The following is a 20,336-nucleotide window of genomic DNA, read 5'->3' on the forward strand; positions in this document are numbered from 1 at the left end:
TTGGGACTTTGCTCAATTAACTATTAAGAATAAAGGTAACGGGGCCGTCATTCTCAAGTGAGATTTTCATATCGGCCCCGAACTCTCCCGTCGATGTCGCCGGGTATTCATTCTTCACCCAGGCCACCAGTTCCTCATATAAGGCTTTTGCAGGTTCCGGTGGCATGGCAGAAGAGAAGGAAGGCCGCAATCCCTTTTGCGTACTGCCCGCCAGGGTAAACTGTGACACCAGCAACAATTCGCCACTGATATCTTTCAGACTCAGATTCATTCTGTCCAGGTCATCAGCAAAGACTCGATATGCCAGTACTTTGCGGATAAGTCGCTGTCCGTCACTGAACGTGTCTTCTTTTTCCAGCCCCAGCAACAGCAAAAGGCCCTGACCAATCTGACTGTGAACCTCACCAGCAATGCTGACACTGGCATGGTTCACACGTTGTATCAGGGCAATCACGGTAACCGTTACCCGCGAGCAGCCGAACCACGGCTGGCGCGTTTACGATCACTTTCCGTTAAGTGCTTCTTGCGCAAACGGATACTTTCCGGCGTGATCTCAACCAGTTCATCATCGTCGATGAATTCCATGGCTTGCTCCAGCGTATGATTCACTGGCGGTGTCAGTGAGATGTTCTCATCCGTACCGGAGGCACGCACGTTAGTCAGTTGTTTGGCCTTGGTCGGGTTGACCACCAGGTCATTGTCGCGGCTGTGTAAGCCCACAATCATACCTTCGTAAACTTCGATATTGGGGCCAATAAACAGACGACCACGCTCCTGCAAGGTAAACAGCGCATAACCCAGTGCCTTGCCGTTGACCATGGAAACCAGCACACCATTTTTGCGCTTGGCTAAATCGCCCTGCTTGGCCGGACCATAATGATCAAAGACGTGGTTCATAATGCCCGAGCCAGAGGTCAGGCTCAAAAACTGCGAACGGAAACCGATCAGGCCACGTGTCGGGATGTCGAAAGTCAGACGCACACGTCCTTTGCCATCCGGTTGCAGGTCCTGCATCTCAGCACGACGCAAGCCCAGCTCTTCAATAACTGAACCCTGATGCTCTTCATCACAGTCAATCACCAGAGACTCAAACGGCTCACTCAGGACACCATCAATTTCTTTCATGATGACTTCAGGACGAGAAACCGCCAGCTCAAAACCTTCACGACGCATGGTTTCAATCAACACTGACAAATGCAGTTCACCACGACCGGACACTTTGTATTTATCCGGCGAATCACCCTGTTCAACACGCAGCGCCACGTTATGGATCAATTCGCGATCCAGGCGCTCACGGATGTTGCGTGTGGTGACAAACTTGCCTTCACGACCGGCAAAAGGTGAATCATTCACCTGGAAAGTCATGTTGATAGTCGGCTGATCAACCGTCAGCGGTGTCATGGCTTCAACATGATCAGGGTCGCACAGCGTATCCGAAATATTCAGCTTGTCGATACCGGTAATGCAGACGATCTCACCCGCATGCGCCTGATCTACATCCATTCGCTCCAGGCCCAGGTGGTTTTTAACCTGCAAAATTTTCGCTTTGCGCTCTTTACCGGCTGCATCAACGACAACCACCTGCATATTCGGTTTGACTGTACCGCCGGTAACACGGCCGATACCGATAACGCCCACATAGCTATTGTAGTCCAGGGCACTGATTTGCATCTTGAAAGGCGCATCAACATTTACCGGTGGGGGCGCAACATGCTTAACAACTGTTTCAAACAGCGGCGTCATGTCATCAGCCATCTCATCAGCTTCGTGTCCGGCAATGCCGTTCAGTGCGGATGCGTATACCACAGGAAAGTCCAACTGTTCATCGGTGGCGCCGAGTTGGTCAAACAAATCGAAGACTTCGTTCAATACCCAGTCAGGACGCGCGCCGGGGCGGTCGACTTTATTGATAACAACGATCGGGTGCAGACCTTGCGCGAATGCTTTCTGCGTTACGAAACGGGTTTGCGGCATCGGGCCGTCTACGGCATCAACCAGCAGTAAAACACTGTCAACCATGGACATTACGCGCTCAACTTCACCACCGAAATCGGCGTGTCCGGGCGTGTCCACAATGTTGATATGGTAATCATTCCAGCTGATTGCCGTGTTCTTGGCCAGAATAGTAATACCGCGCTCGCGCTCTTGGTCATTCGAATCCATAACGCGCTCGACAACATTCGCGCGATCGCCAAATGTGCCTGACTGTTGCAGCAGCTTGTCTACCAGGGTGGTTTTGCCATGGTCTACGTGAGCAATAATGGCAATATTGCGAATCTTCTCTATCACTGGGAATACCTGTAAATGTATGACTTTTGGAAGCAATATTTTGGATATTGCAGGAAAATGGCGGCATATTGTACACCAGACGCCAACCTTATAGATACCTTAACAACAGCTTTATTCCAGTAAAAATTCAGCTTTGATTAACGGCTCCGAATAATTAATCAATAGATTGTGATCCATCCTTCCATTTACAGGAGTAATGATTTTTGTAGTACTTTATTGCTATTTTATCGCCACTCTCGGAATTGAGAGTCATTGGTCGCGCACTTCTTTGACTATAAGAATCATTCTGGTCGATACACGGCGACGTTGTTATGACCGGCATCTTTCAAGTGAGATGCGTGCAAACGGCTCATCATGCCCCGATCACAGTACAGTAAATATTGTTTCTCTGAAGGCAGCTTGGAAAAACCAGACGCCAGTTGATAGAACGGCAACGGCATGACCTCCACCCCATCAATCGAGAGTGGTGATCGATCCATTTCATCCGGGTGCCTGACGTCTATGACAACAGCTCCTTGCGGTATTTCCTGATAAGAGTCAGGCTCGACATCGCGGTGTTCAATGACTTCAACAACACGGTCAATACGCTGCACCTCTTTGTCAGCAAGTGCCGCCTCCAGAATTGAGAAGTCAATTTTGGCTTCTTCTTCTTCGACACGATGTTTACGGGCGTGTGTTGTCGGCTTGACGGATATGACACCACAGTACTCTGGCACATTGGCAGAGAAGGTTTCGGTACCTATCGCTCGTGCGGTATCGATAATGTCCTGTTTATCAGATACCACCAGGGGGCGAATGATCAGGCAGTTACTGATGCTGTCAATCACCGCCAGGTTAGGTAGTGTTTGACTGGAAACCTGAGCAATACTCTCTCCTGTGACCAGGGCACGCACACCCATCTCATCAGCTATACGATCAGCAGCACGGATCATCATACGCTTGAGAATGACGCCCATGTGGCCGTTATCGACATGCTCCAGAATGTTATTGACGACATTTTCGAAGGGGACGCTCACAAATTTCACCCGGTGCGATGAACCAAATTTCATCCACAAATAGAGGGCGACCTCCTTCACTGCCAATTCATGTTCGCGCCCGCCCAGATTAAAAAACAGGAAATGCGTTTGCAGCCCCCTGCGCATCACCTGATAACTGGAGACAGCCGAATCGAAGCCACCTGAAATGAGCGACAGGACGCCTTCCTGGGTACCTAGCGGGAAACCACCCAGCCCTTTTAGCTGACGCTGAATGACATACAAATCTTTGTCACGAATCTCCAGCCTGACTGTCACTTCCGGATTTCTCAGATCCACACTCCGTGCATCAGATTCGCGCATCAGTACCGCACCAACCTGGCGCTCGACATCACTGGAGGTATACCCTTGCTTACCCCGCCGTTTACAGCGCACTGCAAAAGAGCGCCCGGACAATGATTGTCGGTACTCAGCCAGAACCGGAGCCGCGATGTCATCAAATTCAGGCAAAGGCAGTTTGGTTACTGGCATAACCAGCGAAATACCCGGCGTATGCAGCAGTATTTCCTCGACCTGCTCCAACAAATTCTTATCGTCACTTGCAGTTTCTACTTCCAGTATGTCCCAGTCTCCCGTTACACTGATGGTTGGCTCAAGCCGCTCAAGCATGATGCGCAAATTGCCGCGCAATGCTTTGACGTGCTTTTGACGGACAGGTCGGGACTTAATCGTCATTTCTGGGAAGAACCGGATAATGTAAAGCATTCGTACCTCTAGCAAGGATGTGATCTGTCAGCGCCAAGGAGTACAGCGGGGGAACTCAGCAGCGCACAAAAATAGTGCGTTAAATTATTATGCGCACCGATATAGTGCACAGCTGCAGCAATAGCAGCCAATTACTGTAGTGATTACAATGTCATAGCACAACCTGCATAATGGCATGACTTTTGCTGCATACAGTGCACTCGGGATCTGAGCGGCAGCGCGTTTATTATAGTGCCGAACGCCTGTCATGTTGAGGGCAGATTCTTGTTAGAACATAAACCAACCGCGCGGCATCTGGTCTGGCAAACACCGATGCAACGCAAACTTCTGGATCACACGGAGGATCAGGAATGTCGAAGACATTAGAAATGATAAAAGAAAATAGCGTGAAATGGGTAGATATGCGTTTCACCGACACCAAGGGTAAAGAGCAGCACGTTACATTCCCTGCCTCTGCCGTTGACGAAAGCTTTATGGAAGGCGTGATGTTTGACGGCTCTTCAGTTGCCGGCTGGAAAGGCATCAACGAATCAGACATGATCCTGCGCCCTGACGACACCACCGCCGTCATGGACCCGTTTGCCGACGAAACACAATTGAACCTGCGCTGTGACGTTATCGAGCCCCGCACCATGCAAGGCTATAACCGTGACCCACGCTCAGTAGCACGTCGCGCGGAAGAGTACCTGAAATCCACCGGCATCGGTGACGAGGCTTTCTTTGGCCCAGAACCAGAGTTCTTCGTTTTTGACGAGATCAAATGGAACGTCGGCATGGACAAGCAATTCTTCCAGATCGGCTCAGAAGAAGCAGCATGGTCATCAGGCGCAGACATCGAAGGCGGCAACGCCGGTCACCGTCCACGCGTCAAGGGCGGCTACTTCCCCGTACCCCCAGTCGACTCACTGAGCGATCTGCGTGGCGCTATGTGCGACACCATGGAAGCCATGGGCCTGGAAATCGAACTGCATCACCACGAAGTCGCGAACGCTGGTCAGTGCGAAATCGGCACCAAATTCAACTCCATGGTATTCAAGGCTGACGAGACTCAGATCCTGAAATACTGTGTACACAACACAGCTCATGCTTTCGGCAAAACAGCAACATTCATGCCCAAGCCAGTTGTTGGCGATAACGGTTCCGGCATGCACGTTCACATGTCTATCTTCAAAGATGGCAAAAATGCCTTTGCTGGCGACGGCTATGCTGGCCTGTCTGAAACCGCCCTGCATTACATCGGTGGTATCATCAAGCACGCCAAAGCACTGAACGCTTTCGGTAACGCCTCTACCAACAGCTACAAGCGCCTGGTAAAAGGTTTCGAAGCGCCAACACTGCTGGCTTACTCTTCGCGCAACCGCTCTGCTTCGATCCGTATCCCGTACATTCTGGGTGGAAACCCAAAAGCGGTACGCATCGAAGTCCGGTTCGGCGACTGTTCTGCCAACCCTTACCTGTACTTCGCAGCACTGTTGATGGCAGGCCTGGACGGCATCAAGAACAAGATCCACCCTGGCGACCCAGCAAGCAAAGACCTGTATGACCTGGAGCCAGAGGAAGAAGCGGAAATCCCAACCGTTGCCTTCTCCCTGGACGAAGCGCTTAATGCGCTGGACCAGGATCGTGACTTCCTGAAGGAAGGTGGCGTGTTCTGTGACGACCTGATCGACGGCTACATCGAGCTGAAGAAGCAGGACTGCACACGACTGAACATGACTACACCTCCTGTTGAATTCGACATGTACTACAGCGTCTAATTCCTAAAGCACGTTACACAAGAGATCGCCTGGTAGGTAACCCTTGCCAGGCGATTTTTTTTGCCTCACTATTTCTATTGCACCATTTGAGTGCACACGCAAAGCGACACGGCTCAAAATGATTCACAGGCAGTTTGGGCATTTGTGCGCTGAAGCACACTTTCCGCGCCAATACAGGACGTTTTCTGCATGCCGCCCATCAATGGCCCACACCGAGCAAAACTGGTTTATTTATTGCATAGGATAATCAGTGCACCGCCACCTGATGGCAACGACCTGACCTTAACTGGAGCATTCCGGGCATGCTGACCAATTTAAAAGTATTCCGCCGACTGATGGACAATCTGTCCACGGCTGTACTTGTGTTTGATAAAAGCCTTCAGCTCCAGTACATCAACCTGGCAGCTGAAAGCCTGCTGGCCATCAGCGGCAGACAGTTTCACAACGCTCCATTACAGGACATCCTGATCGACGGTGACGCTGATATCCAGGATATCCATCAGGCCATGTCTGAGCACCGCAGTTACACCAAACGACGCACCCAACTTCATATTATTAATGGGTTGTCACTGCAGGTCGACTATTCAGTCTCGCCTGTACATGACCTGGACGGTGCAGCGGTGCTGATAGAAATACAGGGTTTGAACTACGCTGAGCGCATCAGTCGCGACGAGAATCTGATTTCTACACACGAGACGACGAGAGAGCTGGTCAGAGGGCTGGCTCACGAGATCAAGAACCCTCTCGGCGGTATCCGAGGAGCAGCTCAACTACTGGCCTCTGAGCTGCCAGATGGCGAGCTGACCGACTATACCAACGTCATTATTGAAGAGGCCGACAGGCTCCATAAGCTGGTAGACCGCTTGGTAGGATCGCGAAAGCCCATGGAATTCCAGGAGATGAACATCCATGAGGTATTGGAGCGGGTCAGAAACCTGATTGAAGCGGAAGTGAAAGATCGGGATATACGGATTGTTCGAGACTATGACCCCAGCATACCGGATATTAGCGGCGATCCGGAGCAACTCATCCAGGCCACATTAAATATCGTTCGTAATGCGGTCCAGGCTCTGGATAGCCCACACGTTCACCATTGTTCAGGTGTTATCGAACTGCGCACGCGAATAATGCGCAATGTCACGATAGGTTCTTTCTACCACCGCCTGGCAGCCAAAATCGAGATAGTAGATAACGGACCAGGTGTTCCCAAAGAACTGGCTGACAATATTTTCTTTCCCATGATAAGTGGACGCCCGGAAGGTACTGGCCTGGGTTTGTCCATTGCACATTCAATCGTCAATCAGCACAAAGGCATTATTGAGTGCGACAGCGAACCTGGCAAAACCCGCTTTGCCATTTATTTGCCAGTGAACTCTGATTCGGAGCCGGCGGCTAATGGCAGTCGCGGATCCAGTTGATCGCAGTAACGGAGTCAAACATGATTAAGCAGAACACAGTCTGGGTACTCGATGATGACAAGTCGATACGATGGGTGCTGGAAAAGTCACTGAATCGCGCCGGCGTCACCACTCAGACCTTTGACAATGGCGATGACCTGCTTTACAAACTGGAAAAAGAACGACCTGACGCTATTATCAGCGATATCCGCATGCCCGGCATAAACGGCCTGGACCTGCTTTCCACTGTTCATGAACAGCACCCGCTACTGCCGGTCATTATCATGACCGCCCATTCAGATCTGGACAGTGCGGTTTCTTCATACAGCCGGGGCGCATTCGAGTATTTGCCCAAACCCTTCGATATTGAAGAAGCCGTAGCAATGGCGCAGCGCGCGCTTGAGCATGCTCGCGAGCAACACGAAGAGGTGCCACAACCTGTGCTTGAGACCAGCACGGAGATCATCGGTGAAGCACCAGCCATGCAAGAAGTCTTTCGCGCCATTGGCCGTTTGTCACAGTCAAATATCACCGTGCTCATTAATGGTGAGTCAGGTACCGGTAAGGAGCTGGTTGCCCATGCCCTGCACAAACATGGCCCCCGCAAAAGCCAGCAATTCATTGCACTGAACGTAGCCGCTATCCCCAAAGACCTGATCGAGTCCGAATTATTCGGACATGAGAAAGGTGCCTTTACCGGCGCCACAGCACATCGTACCGGCCGCTTTGAACAGGCCAATGGCGGCACATTATTCCTGGATGAAATCGGTGATATGCCAGCCGACACTCAAACACGCTTGCTGCGCGTACTGTCAGACGGCGAGTTTTACCGGGTGGGCGGCACAACACCTATCAAGGTAGATGTCCGGATTATCGCCGCGACCCACCAGAACCTGGAAAAGCTGGTGCAGCAGCACCTGTTCCGGGAAGACCTTTTTCACCGCCTGAATGTCATTCGCATCCACATTCCAAGATTGCGCGATCGTCGTGAAGATATTCCCCGGCTCGCGCAACATTTCCTGGTTAAGGCGGCGGAAGAGCTTGAAGTTGAAACCAAGGTGCTTCGCTCGGAAACCGAAAAATACATTACCAGTCTGCACTGGCCGGGCAACGTCAGACAGCTGGAGAACTTCTGCCGCTGGATAACAGTGATGGCCTCCAGCCGTGAAGTTCGTATTGATGACCTGCCACCTGAGTTAATAGAGCAGCAAACGCAAGGTAATGGGGACCGAAGCTGGACTCAGCTGCTTGAGGAGTGGGCTGACCAGGAATTAAGCCTGGGGCACTCCAGCATACTTGACCAGGCTACACCTGCCTTCGAACGCACCATGATTCAGATCGCTCTCAAGCACACCCTGGGCAGACGTCGTGATGCCGCGCTATTGCTGGGTTGGGGACGCAATACGCTGACCCGAAAAATCAAAGAGCTTGATATCGACACATCAGACAGTGAAACTGAGGAAGACTAAGCTATAATGGCGGAATGAACTGTCGAAACGAAGGGATTCCGCCCGACCAACAAATTCTTGCCGGCCCCATCGCAAGACGCTGTGATCGCAAACAGCTGGTGTTCTGGCTGTGTAGTCGCGAATCACTGCGATGGCGTATTGCCACAGGTGCCTCAGACCAGGAAATGGTTGTGGCCGGCCCGGACACCCTGAACAGCGAAACAATTCAGGTGGGTAAGCACTGCTTTATCCATCTCATCACCTTCTCCCCGAGTTACAAACTGCCCAAAGACGAATTCATTTATTACGACCTGCAATGGCAACCTGCCAGCACCCGCAGCAAATGGTACTCCATGCGTCAGTGGGCGCCAAAGCTGGGGCTGAAAGATGCAGCACTACCCAGACTTTCTTTGCGCAGCCGGGTCGACAAAATGCTGCACGGATCCTGTCGCAAGCCTCACCATCAGAGTGAAGACGGTCTGGTCGCTGCCAACACCTGGCTGTCTGAACGCAGTAACCAGGCGGAGAAATGGCCAGCCATGCTGATGATGTCCGGCGACCAGGTTTATGCCGATGATGTTGCCGGCCCGATGTTAACAGCCATTCATCAGTTGATTGATGAGCTGGGATTGTTCCCGGAAAAGATCGAGGGTGCCGAGGTTTCTGACAGCCAGTCACTGTTTGACAGCGACTTTAACTACTATCGTCGCCATGAGCTGCTCCCGGACACCAAAGGTGGCGACACACTTCAGCAGCGCTTTTTTGAGGGCGCAAGAAAACCCATCTTCACATCGGCCAATGCTGACAATCACCTGGTCACACTGGCTGAAATGTTTGCCATGTATTTGCTGGTCTGGTCCCCTGTGCCCTGGCAAAACCTGAAAGAAGGTGAACCTGAGCTGGACGATGAAATGCGCGAACGTTATCAGCATGAGCGACAACACCTGGAAAAGTTCAGGGATGGCCTGTGGGACGTTCGCCAACTGTTGGCTCATCTGCCGACACTGATGATTTTCGATGATCACGATGTCACTGATGACTGGAACCTGACCGCTGACTGGGAAAAAACAGCTTACGGCCACCCTTTCTCAAAGCGTATTATCGGTAACGCTCTTATTGCCTACACAATATGTCAGGCGTGGGGCAACACCCCGGATGTGTTTAGCGGTGAAATCATGTCACTGATGAAAGCCTGGTCGGATTCACCCGAGTCAGAGCCACAGGACAAACTCATTGATAAGCTTCTGCGCTTTGAACACTGGCATTACAGCCTGGATACAAACCCTAAAGTGCTGGTAATGGACACGCGAACACGCCGCTGGCGATCCGAAAGCAACCACAAAAAACCATCCGGGCTGCTCGACTGGGAAGCGTTGAGTGAATTGCAGAACGAGCTGCTCAACCAGGATTCTGTGATTCTTATTTCGCCAGCACCCATTTTTGGCGTCAAACTGATCGAGGCGGTACAGAAAATATTTACCTATTGCGGTAAGCCGTTGCTGGTTGACGCCGAAAACTGGATGGCACATAAAGGCACCGCCAATGTCATTGTGAATATCTTTGGTCATACCAAAACACCCAAGCACTTTGTCATCCTCAGCGGGGATGTGCACTATTCCTTTGTCTATGGTGTCCGCGTTCGCAGCGAAAGCAGCCGTGCCACACCACACCTATGGCAAATCACCAGCAGTGGTTTGAAAAACAGTTTCCCGACCCGCTTGCTGGATACCCTGGACCGCCTTAACCGCTGGCTGTTCTCACCGCGCTCACCGTTGAACTGGCTAACCCGGCGACGACGGTTGGAAATTATCCCCTACCGTCACTCGGCCGCTTCTCGTGGTGAACGCCTGTTAAACCGCAGCGGTGTCGGGTATGTTGAGTTCGCCCAAGACGGCAAACCCACGCATGTTGAGCAGATCAGCCAGTACGGCAACGCCTACTTTGATGTCGACAAGTAAATTGCTCCTGATCGCCGCAAACAGCCGCTAAACTGGCGCGAAATTCTGACAAATTGAAACGTTTCACCCGATACTGGCGTCAGTGGTTGAAAAATTGCATTCAGCCCCCTATATTTGCCCATCAGCCATAGCCCGTTTAACGATGCATCAGGCAAAGATAATTATGATAGAAATCAAAAATATAACCCGAAAATTCGAACATTTTACGGCCGTGGACAACCTCGACTTCACGGTTTCCGAGGGTGAAGTGCTGGGATTTCTTGGCCCCAATGGCGCCGGCAAATCCACGACCATGAAAATCATTACCGGTTTCCTTGCTCCCAGTTCCGGCACCGTTGTTATTGACGGCCATGACATCACCAATGAAGCCCTGCAGGCCAAGTCACTGATTGGATACTTGCCAGAAGGTGCTCCTTCCTATCCGGACATGACCGTGGTCAGTTTTCTCGAATTCATTGCTGAGATCCGGGGCTACCGCGACCAGGAAAGAGATTCCCGGGTCGAATACGTGATCAAGCAGGTGGAGCTGGGCTCAGTGGCTGAGCAACGCATTGAAACGCTATCCAAAGGCTTCAAACGCCGGGTCGGGCTGGCACAGGCAATACTGCACGACCCCAAAGTGCTGATTCTGGATGAGCCGACCGATGGCCTGGATCCAAACCAGAAGCACCATGTCCGCGACCTGATACGCAACCTGGCCAAAGACAAGATTGTGATCGTTTCCACCCATATCCTGGAAGAAGTCAGCGCCGTTTGTACCCGCGCCATCATTATCAGTGAAGGCCGTATCGTGGCTGATGGCACACCTGCTGAACTCGAAGCACAGGCCCCTGAAGAGCATATTGTCACCTCTGCTGCTCCAGGTCGCCTGGAAGCCTTCTTCCGACATATCACTGAAAAAGGAGTGCAAGCTGTATGAAACAGGCAATCAGCCCATCGCTGACCGTGTTCAAGCGCGAGCTCTGGTCCTATTTCAGCACACCGCTGGCCTATGTATTCATAGTCATCTTCCTGGTGATGAACGGTATTTTTACCTTCGACCTGGGGGGGTTCTATATTCGCGGCCAAGCTGACCTGCAACCTTTCTTTAATTTTCACCCCTGGCTCTACCTGTTCATGATTCCGGCCCTGGCCATGGGACTGTGGTCAGACGAGCGCAAGGAAGGCACCATCGAATTGTTGATGACCTTACCTATCCGTTTACGCGATGCCGTGATCGGAAAATTCCTCGCTGCCTGGGCACTCAGTGGCATTGCCCTGTTGCTGACGTTTCCAATCTGGATAACCGTGAATTACCTGGGCGCACCGGATAACGGTGTCATTTTAGCAGCCTATCTCGGCAGCTGGTTGATGGCTGGTGGTTTTCTCGCTATTGGCTCCTGCATGTCAGCCATTACTCGTAATGCCGTTATCGCCTTCATTCTGACCGTAGCAATCTGTTTCGTTTTCGTCTCTTCCGGTTCCGCCATCGTGCTCAACGCCTTCTCCGGATGGGCGCCGCAGTTTTTGAGTGACGCAATAGCCGGACTGAGCTTCCTGACGCATTTCGATGCCATCAGCAAAGGCGTGCTTGACGTTCGCGATCTGTTATTTTTTGCGATCGTTATCGGAGCCTGGCTATTTGCCTCTGCCATCGTTATTGAAATCAAAAAAGCAAACTAGGAGCTGGCCATGAATCAGAAAGCTTTATTTTCTCCGGCCGGGCTCGCTGTTACAGCGGTTGCGCTGCTGATCGGTATCCTGCTCATCAGCGCCCTGCCCCGTCTGCGAATCGACCTGACACAAGACAACCTATACACCCTCAGTGATGCCACCCGAGAAATCGTCAGCACACTGGAGCGACCGATTGAGCTGACCTTCTTTTATTCAGAGGAAGCCGCTGCTGACGTGCCACAGGTACGCGCCTACGGCACGCGAGTAGAGGAAATGCTGGACGAGATGGTGATTGCCAGTGATGGCATGCTGTCGCTGGAAGTCATCGACCCTGAGCCTTTCTCTGCCAGTGAAGACACTGCCAATGGCTACGGCATTCAGGCTGTGCCACTGGCAGAAGGGCGTCAGGACGTCTACTTCGGTGTGGTGGCCACAGACCCGTCGACAGTCACTGAAGATGACCTCGGTGTTTATGAGGTGATCCCGTTGATTCGTCCCGACCAGGAAGAGTTTCTGGAGTATGAATTTGCTCGTCTGATCACCCGGGTCATTGACCCTAACCCGACTGTTGTTGGCTTACTGTCATCGTTACCGATAAACGGCAGCTTTAATGCTGCAACCAATCAGGCTACCCGCTCCTGGGCGGTGATGGATACTGTGCGCTCAATGTATGAACTGCGCCAGTTGCAGATCAATACCACCGAGATCGATGAAGAAGTCGATATCCTGATGCTGGTTCACCCACAAGGGCTGAGTGATCAGACCCGCTATGCCATCGACCAGTTTGTCCTCGGTGGTGGCCGCGCCATGGTGTTTGTTGATCCTAACTCGGACACTCAAACCCAACAGGCGTTGAGCAGTGATGCACCTGCACCGGATATGACATCTGACCTTCCCGAGCTGCTTTCTGCCTGGGGGGTTGAGTATAACCCTGAGCAAGTTGTCATCAACAAGGACCTGGCTCTTTATGTGACATTGCAGCCAGGTCAACGCCCTGTTGCACACTACGGCATGATGGGCATACAGCGCGCAGGCTTCTCCACTGACATCGTCACCGGCCAACTGGAAGTGATGAACATTTCGTCTACCGGGGCACTGACACCCTCTGACGATGCAACCACAATGTTTGATCCGCTGATTCAGACTACGCCAGCCTCCATGATGATGGATAACGGCTTTTTCAGTGAAATGGGTGACCCTACCCTGCTGATCGATGAATTTGAATCCGAGGATGATGCCAAGGTGCTGGCAGCCCGGATTTCCGGTCCCGCCCGGTCTGCTTTCCCAGATGGCCCGCCGGTTGTCGAGAACGCAGAAGCGGATAACGCGTCCACAAACAGCACTGAATCCAGCGATAACAGCGAATCGGCTGACACGGACACGGCCTCAGAGGAAGCCAGCGACGAAACCAGTACTCGCCCGCACCTCAGTGAGTCCGACGGGGATATCGCCGTCATTGTCGTTTCTGATTCCGATTTGCTGGCCGATCGTATGTGGGCTCAGTCACAGCAGGTGCTGGGTCAGCGCGTAATCAATGCCTTCGCCAGTAATGGTGACTTCATCATTAACGCGCTGGACAACCTCAGCGGCAGCACAGAGCTGGTCAACATTCGCAGCCGGGGTCGCTACGCTCGTCCATTTACACGAGTGCTGGCACTTCAGCGCGAAGCAGATGAGCGTCTGCGCCAGGAAGAGACAGCTCTGCTGGAAAGACTGTCACAAACAGAGCAGCAATTGATGGCGCTGAACCAGGAAGGCGCCAATGGCATCTCTCCGGAACAGGAAGCACAAATTGATCAGTTCATGCAGCAGCAGATGGAAACCCGTCGCCAACTGCGTGACGTTCAGTTTCAGCTCAACCAGGAAATTGATGAACTGGGTACGATCCTGAAGATGATCAATACTGCGCTGATTCCGACTCTGCTGATTATTGCCGTATTGATCCTGTCGCTGGTGCAATCCAGCCGGCGTCGGCAGATGCAACACCGGCGCGGCTGATCCGGATAGGGAACGGCCAGGGCATCATAGCCCCAAGGTCAGGCGACCAGGAGCGCTCAGGGCATCATGTCACGTACCGCAGCCGACCACTGCCTGGCGCCTCTCACCCGGCAGCCGAAAACTCGCCTGACGGCTCAAACAGTTCGACTGCGCTTTCGGGTGCGAGGCACCAGGCAAGGCGTGGTCTGACTGGCTGCGGTACGTGACATGATGCCCTTCCCTTGTGTCGTGCTTTACGGTGATCTTACTGTCTGACCTTGGGGCTATGATGCCCTGGCCTTGTGCTACCTGAATGGTGTTGTGATACCACTCAACGCATGAAAAAGCCGCTGCAACCTGAATAAGGTACAGCGCCTTTTTTCAAACCGTGTCCGCTGTTATTAATAATGCTGCCCTTTCTAGGCACAAGAGCATCACTTCATACTTCATATACCGCAGCCAGTCAGACCACGCTTTGCTTAACGCGCCTTACCCGAAAATGCGGCCGAACTGTCTGAGCCGTCAGGCGAGTTTTCGGCTGCCGGGTAAGGCGCGTTAGGCAGTGGTCGGCTGCGGTATATGAAGTATGAAGTGATGCTCTGCTCGCAACCCGAAAAAGCGGGCGGACTGTCTGAAGCCGTCAGGCTGAGTTTCCGCACGCAGAGTGGCGGTTGATGTGCTGCGGTCGTCTGCCCTTGAGTCGATGGCTCTCAGGCGCGCTGTCCAAAGAATCCTTAGGTATGCTGACCGGAAATCAATGCTCAATGATTGGCAGGTAAACCGAAACGATTGTTCCCTGCCCAACATTGCTACGAATCTCCATCCGCCCACCATGGGCCTCTGCAATCAGGTTGCAGAGGTATAACCCCAGCCCGAAGCCACCGGTGTTTCGTGTGCGTGAGTTGTCAGCCCGGTAGAACGGCTCTTGTACGTGTCTGACGTGCTCCGCAGGAATCCCTTCGCCCTGGTCCTTTACTTCCAACAAGGCCTCATGTTCGGCAAATGAAACGGTGACATGCACTGGATTTCCTCTACCGTGTCGAATGGCATTGTTAACAATATTGGCAAACAGCAATCGAACGCGCAGTTTGTCGATGTGCATGGATCGATCTTCATCAGGCAGACTCAGCTCAAGCAGCTCTTCTTCATTCTGATACTGCGATGTCAGCATGGAAATAAAGTCAGCGAAGTCGACATCATCCGATATCAAAGCTGAGTGCTGGGTGCTGAGTCGCTCAGCTTCCAGCAGATCGGAAATCAGCAGGTCAATCTCATTGATATCATCGCTCAAGGTATCCTTGAGTGCGTTATCTTCCATAAACTCCAGCTGCAACTTGGCTCGCGTCACCGGTGTTCGCAACTCGTGAGAGATCGCCAGCAACAACTGACGCTTTGCTTCCAGCATGGATTGCAGCGAGTCAGCCATGTGGTTAACACTTTCGGTCAGCTCACCCAGTTCGTCAGTTCGGGTCACTTCCACCCGATATCCCAGGTCGCCTTCACAGATTTTCTCGGCGCCTTGCCGGAGTCGGTTAACCGGATCCAGCAGCCGTCGGACCAGCCAGTAATTGGAGAACAGAATAAAGATGGCGAAACCGAGACCGATGTAGACCACCGCAATATCGTAGTCGCTCAGGGACGGTGCCTTGCGATTGAGGAAGTACTCATACCCACCTCTTGCGACACGGATCACCTGCTCGTTACCAACCGCCAGCATCTGCGCATCATCAGAGAGTTCACGCATAAACACCGCACTGGAAATATCCAGATCGGACTGGTCATCTGACTGCCAGTTGATATGCGGACTGCGAATAATGATGGTCAATGACAGGTCTCTGGCCAATTCTTCGGCCCGACGCAAATCAGGCGGAACACCAATAGCATCCACCATCAGCCTGACATTATCGAGGTAAAACACGGGTAATGGCGCGGTGCGTTCACGACGCCAGTTCTGGTCGATCTGACGCAACGACAGGGTAATAATGATCAGGAAGAGGATAACGGTAGCACTGAAGATCAGGAACAACCGGAAGAACAGTGAACTGGTCAGCCGGGGTAGCAATGACTTCATTGCATCTGACCAACAAACGTGTAGCCACGCCCCCACACAGTTTTAATAAAGCGCGGTGTTTTGGAGGTATCTTTGAGCTTGTGGCGAAGGCGGCTGACGAGCGTGTCGACAGCACGGGAAAACAATTCAGCATCGATGCCGCGCAGGCGGTTCATCAACTCATCACGAGAGAACGTTTTGTTCGGTGACTGGATAAACAGCACCAGCAGCTCATATTCCATGGTGGTCAGTTCCACCAGTTCTCCGTCAAGGTGAACTGTCCGGCGGGCAGTGTCGACGTCCAGCCCTTCCACTCGAGGCAAATCACTACTGGTACGTCCTTCATCACCGGCACGACGCAGGATATTGGCAATACGGGCTACCAGCTCTCGCGGCTCAAACGGCTTGGGCAGATAATCATCAGCTCCAAGCTCCAGACCGACAATCCGGTCTGTGACCTCACCGTGGGCGGTCAGCATCATGATGGGAAGGTGGCCATAGACAGATGACTTGGCACGAATCTCACGACAGATCTCAAACCCGTCCTTCTCCGGCAGCATGACATCCAGGATCAGCAAATCGGGCTTGGACCGCTTGAGAACCTCAAACCCTTTGGATGGGGTATGAGCAACGGTCACGCTCATATCATAACGTTCCAGATACTGTGTCAGTAGCTGGCCAAGTTTTTCGTCGTCGTCAATGATAAGGATCTGCTTCATAGCGCTGAAGTTTACGAACTTGCCGGGAATAAATCAATCAGAACAGATGCCTTATCTGCTCTTAACGCCTGTTATGTGGATGGCGATATGGCTTAGAATAGCGCGCTTATGATTAACCTGACTAATGCCCGCCTGATGCGCGGCGAACAAACCCTGCTGGAAAACGCCAACCTGACCTTGCACAAAGGCCATAAGGTCGGTGTCATTGGCCGCAACGGCAGTGGCAAGTCCAGCCTCTTTGCCTGCCTGAATGGCCAGCTACAGCTGGATGCGGGCGATCTGAGCATGCCTGACAGTCTGCGCATCGCCTGGATGAAGCAGGAAACGGTGGGCAGTGACCGATCGGCCATCGATCACGTCATCGATGGCGACAGCCAGTTGCGGGAAATTGAGACCGCCCTCGCCGCGGCCGAGCAGCAAGCGGACGGCCACAAAATCGCCAAACTTCATGCCGACATGGACCGTATCGATGGCTATAACGCCAGAGTCCGGGCAGAACAGCTATTGTCCGGCCTGGGCTTCTCCACTTCAGAGTTTGATAACCCCGTGGGAGATTTCTCCGGTGGCTGGCGAATCCGCCTGAATCTGGCAGCTGCACTAATGGCGCCATCCGATCTGCTGCTCCTTGATGAGCCAACCAACCACCTTGATCTGCAGGCTACGCTATGGCTGGAACAGTGGCTGAATCGTTACACCGGCACCTTGCTGATCATCTCGCACGACAGAAGCTTTCTGGACTCTGTCATTGGTGGTGTGGTCAGCTTTGAAGGCAAACAGTTATTTGAATACCGTGGCAACTACACCTCATTCGAAAAACAACGCGCTGAACGCCTGGCGCAGCAACAGGCGGCGCTTGAAAAACAACTGAAACGTCGCTCTGAGATCGAGGATTTTGTGCGCCGTTTCCGGGCCAAAGCCAGCAAAGCGAAACAGGCCCAAAGCCGATTGAAAGAACTTGAGCGCATGCAGGATATTGCACCGGCTCACTCTGACTCGCCTTTCCGCTTCTCTTTTTTCAGCCCGGAGCAAAGTGCCGAAAACTTACTGTCTTTAAAAAAAGCGGCCATTGGCTTTGAGCAGCCGCTGGTCACTGGTATCAATCTGAAAGTATTCCGCCATACGCGTATCGGCTTACTGGGTCGCAATGGCATGGGCAAATCCACGTTGCTTAAAACGCTTGCCGGACAACTCGGCTGGAAGCACGACAGCAACACTGGCGATGTCATTGCGTCCAAGCATTTAAAGATCGGCTATTTTGCCCAGCACCAGGTGGATGAAATTGACTTAAGCCTGTCTCCCATTGCCTTAATTCAAAAAATTGATCCAGCCGCACGCGAACAGGAACTGCGTAATTTTCTAGGTGGTTTTGATTTCCGCGGAGACCGTATCAGTGAGCCGGCCCATCACTTTTCCGGTGGTGAAAAGTCACGGCTGGCATTGGCGCTAATCGTCTGGCAAAAGCCTAATGTCCTGCTGCTGGATGAACCGAGCAACCACCTTGATATGGAGATGCGACACGCACTGACAGTCGCATTACAAGGCTTCGACGGTGCCATTATCCTGGTCTCACACGATCGTCACCTGATGGGCAACACGGTTGATGAGTTCCTGTTGATTGACCAGGGCAAGTGCCAAGTCTTTGAAGGCGACCTGCATGAATACGAAAGCTGGTTACAACAGGATGCATCCAGCAGTAACACCGGGGCTGGAAAATCCAGAACAGATCTCAGTGGTTCGCCTGGCATGACGGCCAACGCCAAGGAAAATCGTCAACAGGCCGCCCTGCAGCGCCAGCAAACCGGCCCGTTGAGAAAAGAAATCCGGGCACTTGAGAAAAGTATGGGCAAGCTGAGCGATTCTTTGAAAGTGATTGAAGAAAAGCTGGCCGACCCGGACATCTATGATGATAGCCGTAAAGACGAACTCAAAGACCTGCTGGCAAAACAGGGGGAACAGCAAAGCGAACTCGATCGCGTTGAAGAAGCCTGGCTGGAAAAGTCTGCTGAGCTGGAGTCCGCCTAACCACAATTACCTTTCGCTGCAAATCAACAGAAAAATCAACAAACTCGAATCAGCCTGTCGATTAGCACAACCGGTTAACGTAACCGATTAGCGTAATAACCCGGCCTCAGATGCGGCAGCGTTCAGCTCGATTTGGTAACGCTGCGCACGATTATCCCGTCGTGTCACAACCTCGACCACATCACCTGTTTCATGGCCTTCCAGCACATTAAGCAGATCATCTTCATTACTGATACTTTCGCCATCCACTTCAATGATCACATCACCCAATACGATACCACGATTGGTCTCAGTCAGCCCTCGCATGCCTTCGCGTTCCGGGCTGCCACCATCAATTACATCCAGCACAATCACACCATCAATGCCCCAGCGTCGACGGTAATAGTCTGCGTATTGCGGTGGAAACAATGCCACCCCTAAGGTAGGTGTTTGCACCCGACCAAATTCAATCAGCTCAGGCACAATCTGCCGAACCGTATTCACTGGAATCGCGAAGCCGATACCGGAACTGGCACCACTGGGGCTGTAAATAGCGGTATTCACGCCAATCAACTGGCCCAGAGAGTTCAGCAAAGGGCCGCCGGAATTCCCCGGATTGATGGCGGCATCCGTTTGAATCACATCCCTGATTCGACGCCTTGTGACGGAGTTGATTTCACGACCCAACGCACTGACCACACCCACGGTCATCGTGGTATCCAGCCCAAAGGGGTTACCAATGGCAACCACTTTTCGCCCCACTTCCAGCAACGAGGAATCACCCAGCTGTAGTGGGTGAAGCTGCTCCTCTGGCGCATCAATTTTCAGCACAGCAAGGTCTTTGTCTGGCTCTGCACCGACCACCTGCGCATCCCAGGTTGTCCCATCCTGCAAGGTAACAGTGATACGCGACGCATTCTGAATCACATGAAAATTGGTCACAATGTAACCGTGTTCATCCCAGATAAAACCCGAGCCACTGCCAGCTGGAATTTCTTCCGGATTCAGGGAAAAAAAGGAACGCCTAACCAGGCGTGAATTGGTGATATAAACAACGGAAGGGCTGGCCTGGCGGAATACTTCGATATTGTTTGCTTCGTCATCGGTACTGAAGACAGCATAATCTTGCGGCTTATCAATAGATGGCTGCTGAGCACCAGCCAGCGCCGGCATCAGAATACTGGATAGCAGTGAGATACAAAACCATATCATTGGGTGAAGCGATAATTTCATGCCAGATCCTGCTCCATTGGGCTGAGGTCTTTTATAAAAACCATAATGGGATCAGCGCAGGGAAATTTCAAGCAGCCGGACAGATTACAAGGCTGGCCAGCTCCAGGAACAGAGG

13 protein-coding genes and 1 pseudogene are annotated in these 20,336 nt (G+C 52.3%); 8 read left to right on the plus strand and 6 right to left on the minus strand.

Going from position 1 to position 20,336, the window contains the following annotated elements:
• Positions 1 to 16: 16 nt before the first annotated feature.
• The 3 genes from dtd to thiI all read right to left on the minus strand — a co-directional run bounded on the left by dtd (position 17) and on the right by thiI (position 4,028).
• Positions 17 to 454 carry a D-aminoacyl-tRNA deacylase gene (dtd, locus tag PSCS_RS10285; protein ID WP_068812023.1) on the minus strand — a complete coding sequence of 146 codons (438 nt, stop codon included), beginning with the start codon at positions 452 to 454 and terminating at the stop codon, positions 17 to 19.
• A gap of 8 nt (positions 455 to 462) precedes the next feature.
• A complete protein-coding gene (gene typA / locus PSCS_RS10290) occupies positions 463 to 2,289 on the minus strand; it encodes a translational GTPase TypA (RefSeq protein ID WP_068812024.1) in 1,827 nt (608 codons plus the stop codon).
• Between the two features lie 281 nt (positions 2,290 to 2,570).
• Positions 2,571 to 4,028, minus strand: a complete 1,458-nt coding sequence (gene thiI / locus PSCS_RS10295; protein ID WP_068812025.1) for a tRNA uracil 4-sulfurtransferase ThiI — start codon at positions 4,026 to 4,028, stop codon at positions 2,571 to 2,573.
• Positions 4,029 to 4,378: 350 nt separating this feature from the next.
• Between thiI and glnA the strand changes: the two genes are divergently transcribed.
• From glnA to PSCS_RS10330, 7 genes and pseudogenes are all read left to right on the plus strand, one after another.
• The gene (gene glnA / locus PSCS_RS10300; protein ID WP_068812026.1) at positions 4,379 to 5,785 is read left to right on the plus strand and encodes a type I glutamate--ammonia ligase; all 1,407 of its coding nucleotides are present in this window, start codon (positions 4,379 to 4,381) and stop codon (positions 5,783 to 5,785) included.
• Between the two features lie 302 nt (positions 5,786 to 6,087).
• Positions 6,088 to 7,203, plus strand: coding sequence for a nitrogen regulation protein NR(II) (gene glnL / locus PSCS_RS10305; RefSeq protein ID WP_068812027.1), 1,116 nt, complete (start codon positions 6,088 to 6,090; stop codon positions 7,201 to 7,203).
• 20 nt (positions 7,204 to 7,223) lie between these two features.
• Complete coding sequence (gene glnG / locus PSCS_RS10310; RefSeq protein WP_068812028.1) at positions 7,224 to 8,651, plus strand: nitrogen regulation protein NR(I); 1,428 nt, start codon at positions 7,224 to 7,226, stop codon at positions 8,649 to 8,651.
• Between the two features lie 14 nt (positions 8,652 to 8,665).
• Positions 8,666 to 10,588, plus strand: a complete 1,923-nt coding sequence (locus PSCS_RS10315; protein WP_068812029.1) for a metallophosphoesterase family protein — start codon at positions 8,666 to 8,668, stop codon at positions 10,586 to 10,588.
• A 163-nt stretch (positions 10,589 to 10,751) separates the two neighbouring features.
• Positions 10,752 to 11,462 (plus strand): annotated as a pseudogene (locus PSCS_RS10320) (ABC transporter ATP-binding protein); the annotation flags it as partial.
• A gap of 41 nt (positions 11,463 to 11,503) precedes the next feature.
• Positions 11,504 to 12,250, plus strand: coding sequence for an ABC transporter permease subunit (locus tag PSCS_RS10325; protein WP_068812030.1), 747 nt, complete (start codon positions 11,504 to 11,506; stop codon positions 12,248 to 12,250).
• A 9-nt stretch (positions 12,251 to 12,259) separates the two neighbouring features.
• Positions 12,260 to 14,239 carry a Gldg family protein gene (locus tag PSCS_RS10330; RefSeq protein WP_068812031.1) on the plus strand — a complete coding sequence of 660 codons (1,980 nt, stop codon included), beginning with the start codon at positions 12,260 to 12,262 and terminating at the stop codon, positions 14,237 to 14,239.
• 733 nt (positions 14,240 to 14,972) lie between these two features.
• Here the strand turns inward: PSCS_RS10330 and PSCS_RS10335 are convergent.
• Both PSCS_RS10335 and PSCS_RS10340 read right to left on the minus strand, forming a co-directional pair.
• Positions 14,973 to 16,289: a sensor histidine kinase gene (locus tag PSCS_RS10335; RefSeq protein WP_068812032.1), complete on the minus strand. Its 1,317-nt coding sequence runs from the start codon at positions 16,287 to 16,289 to the stop codon at positions 14,973 to 14,975.
• Complete coding sequence (locus PSCS_RS10340; protein ID WP_068812033.1) at positions 16,286 to 16,987, minus strand: response regulator transcription factor; 702 nt, start codon at positions 16,985 to 16,987, stop codon at positions 16,286 to 16,288. Before PSCS_RS10340 ends, PSCS_RS10335 begins: the two co-directional genes overlap by 4 nt.
• 108 nt (positions 16,988 to 17,095) lie before the next feature.
• On the opposite strand from PSCS_RS10340, the gene PSCS_RS10345 reads away from it, so the two are divergent.
• Positions 17,096 to 19,009: an ATP-binding cassette domain-containing protein gene (locus PSCS_RS10345; protein ID WP_068812034.1), complete on the plus strand. Its 1,914-nt coding sequence runs from the start codon at positions 17,096 to 17,098 to the stop codon at positions 19,007 to 19,009.
• Between the two features lie 87 nt (positions 19,010 to 19,096).
• Here PSCS_RS10345 and PSCS_RS10350 read toward each other — a convergent pair whose 3' ends face one another.
• The gene (locus tag PSCS_RS10350) at positions 19,097 to 20,221 is read right to left on the minus strand and encodes a S1C family serine protease (RefSeq protein WP_082866558.1); all 1,125 of its coding nucleotides are present in this window, start codon (positions 20,219 to 20,221) and stop codon (positions 19,097 to 19,099) included.
• Between the last annotated feature and the right edge of the window lie 115 nt (positions 20,222 to 20,336).

Origin of the sequence: Pseudohongiella nitratireducens (assembly GCF_001642735.1) — a bacterium.
Taxonomy (GTDB): domain Bacteria; phylum Pseudomonadota; class Gammaproteobacteria; order Pseudomonadales; family Pseudohongiellaceae; genus Pseudohongiella; species Pseudohongiella nitratireducens.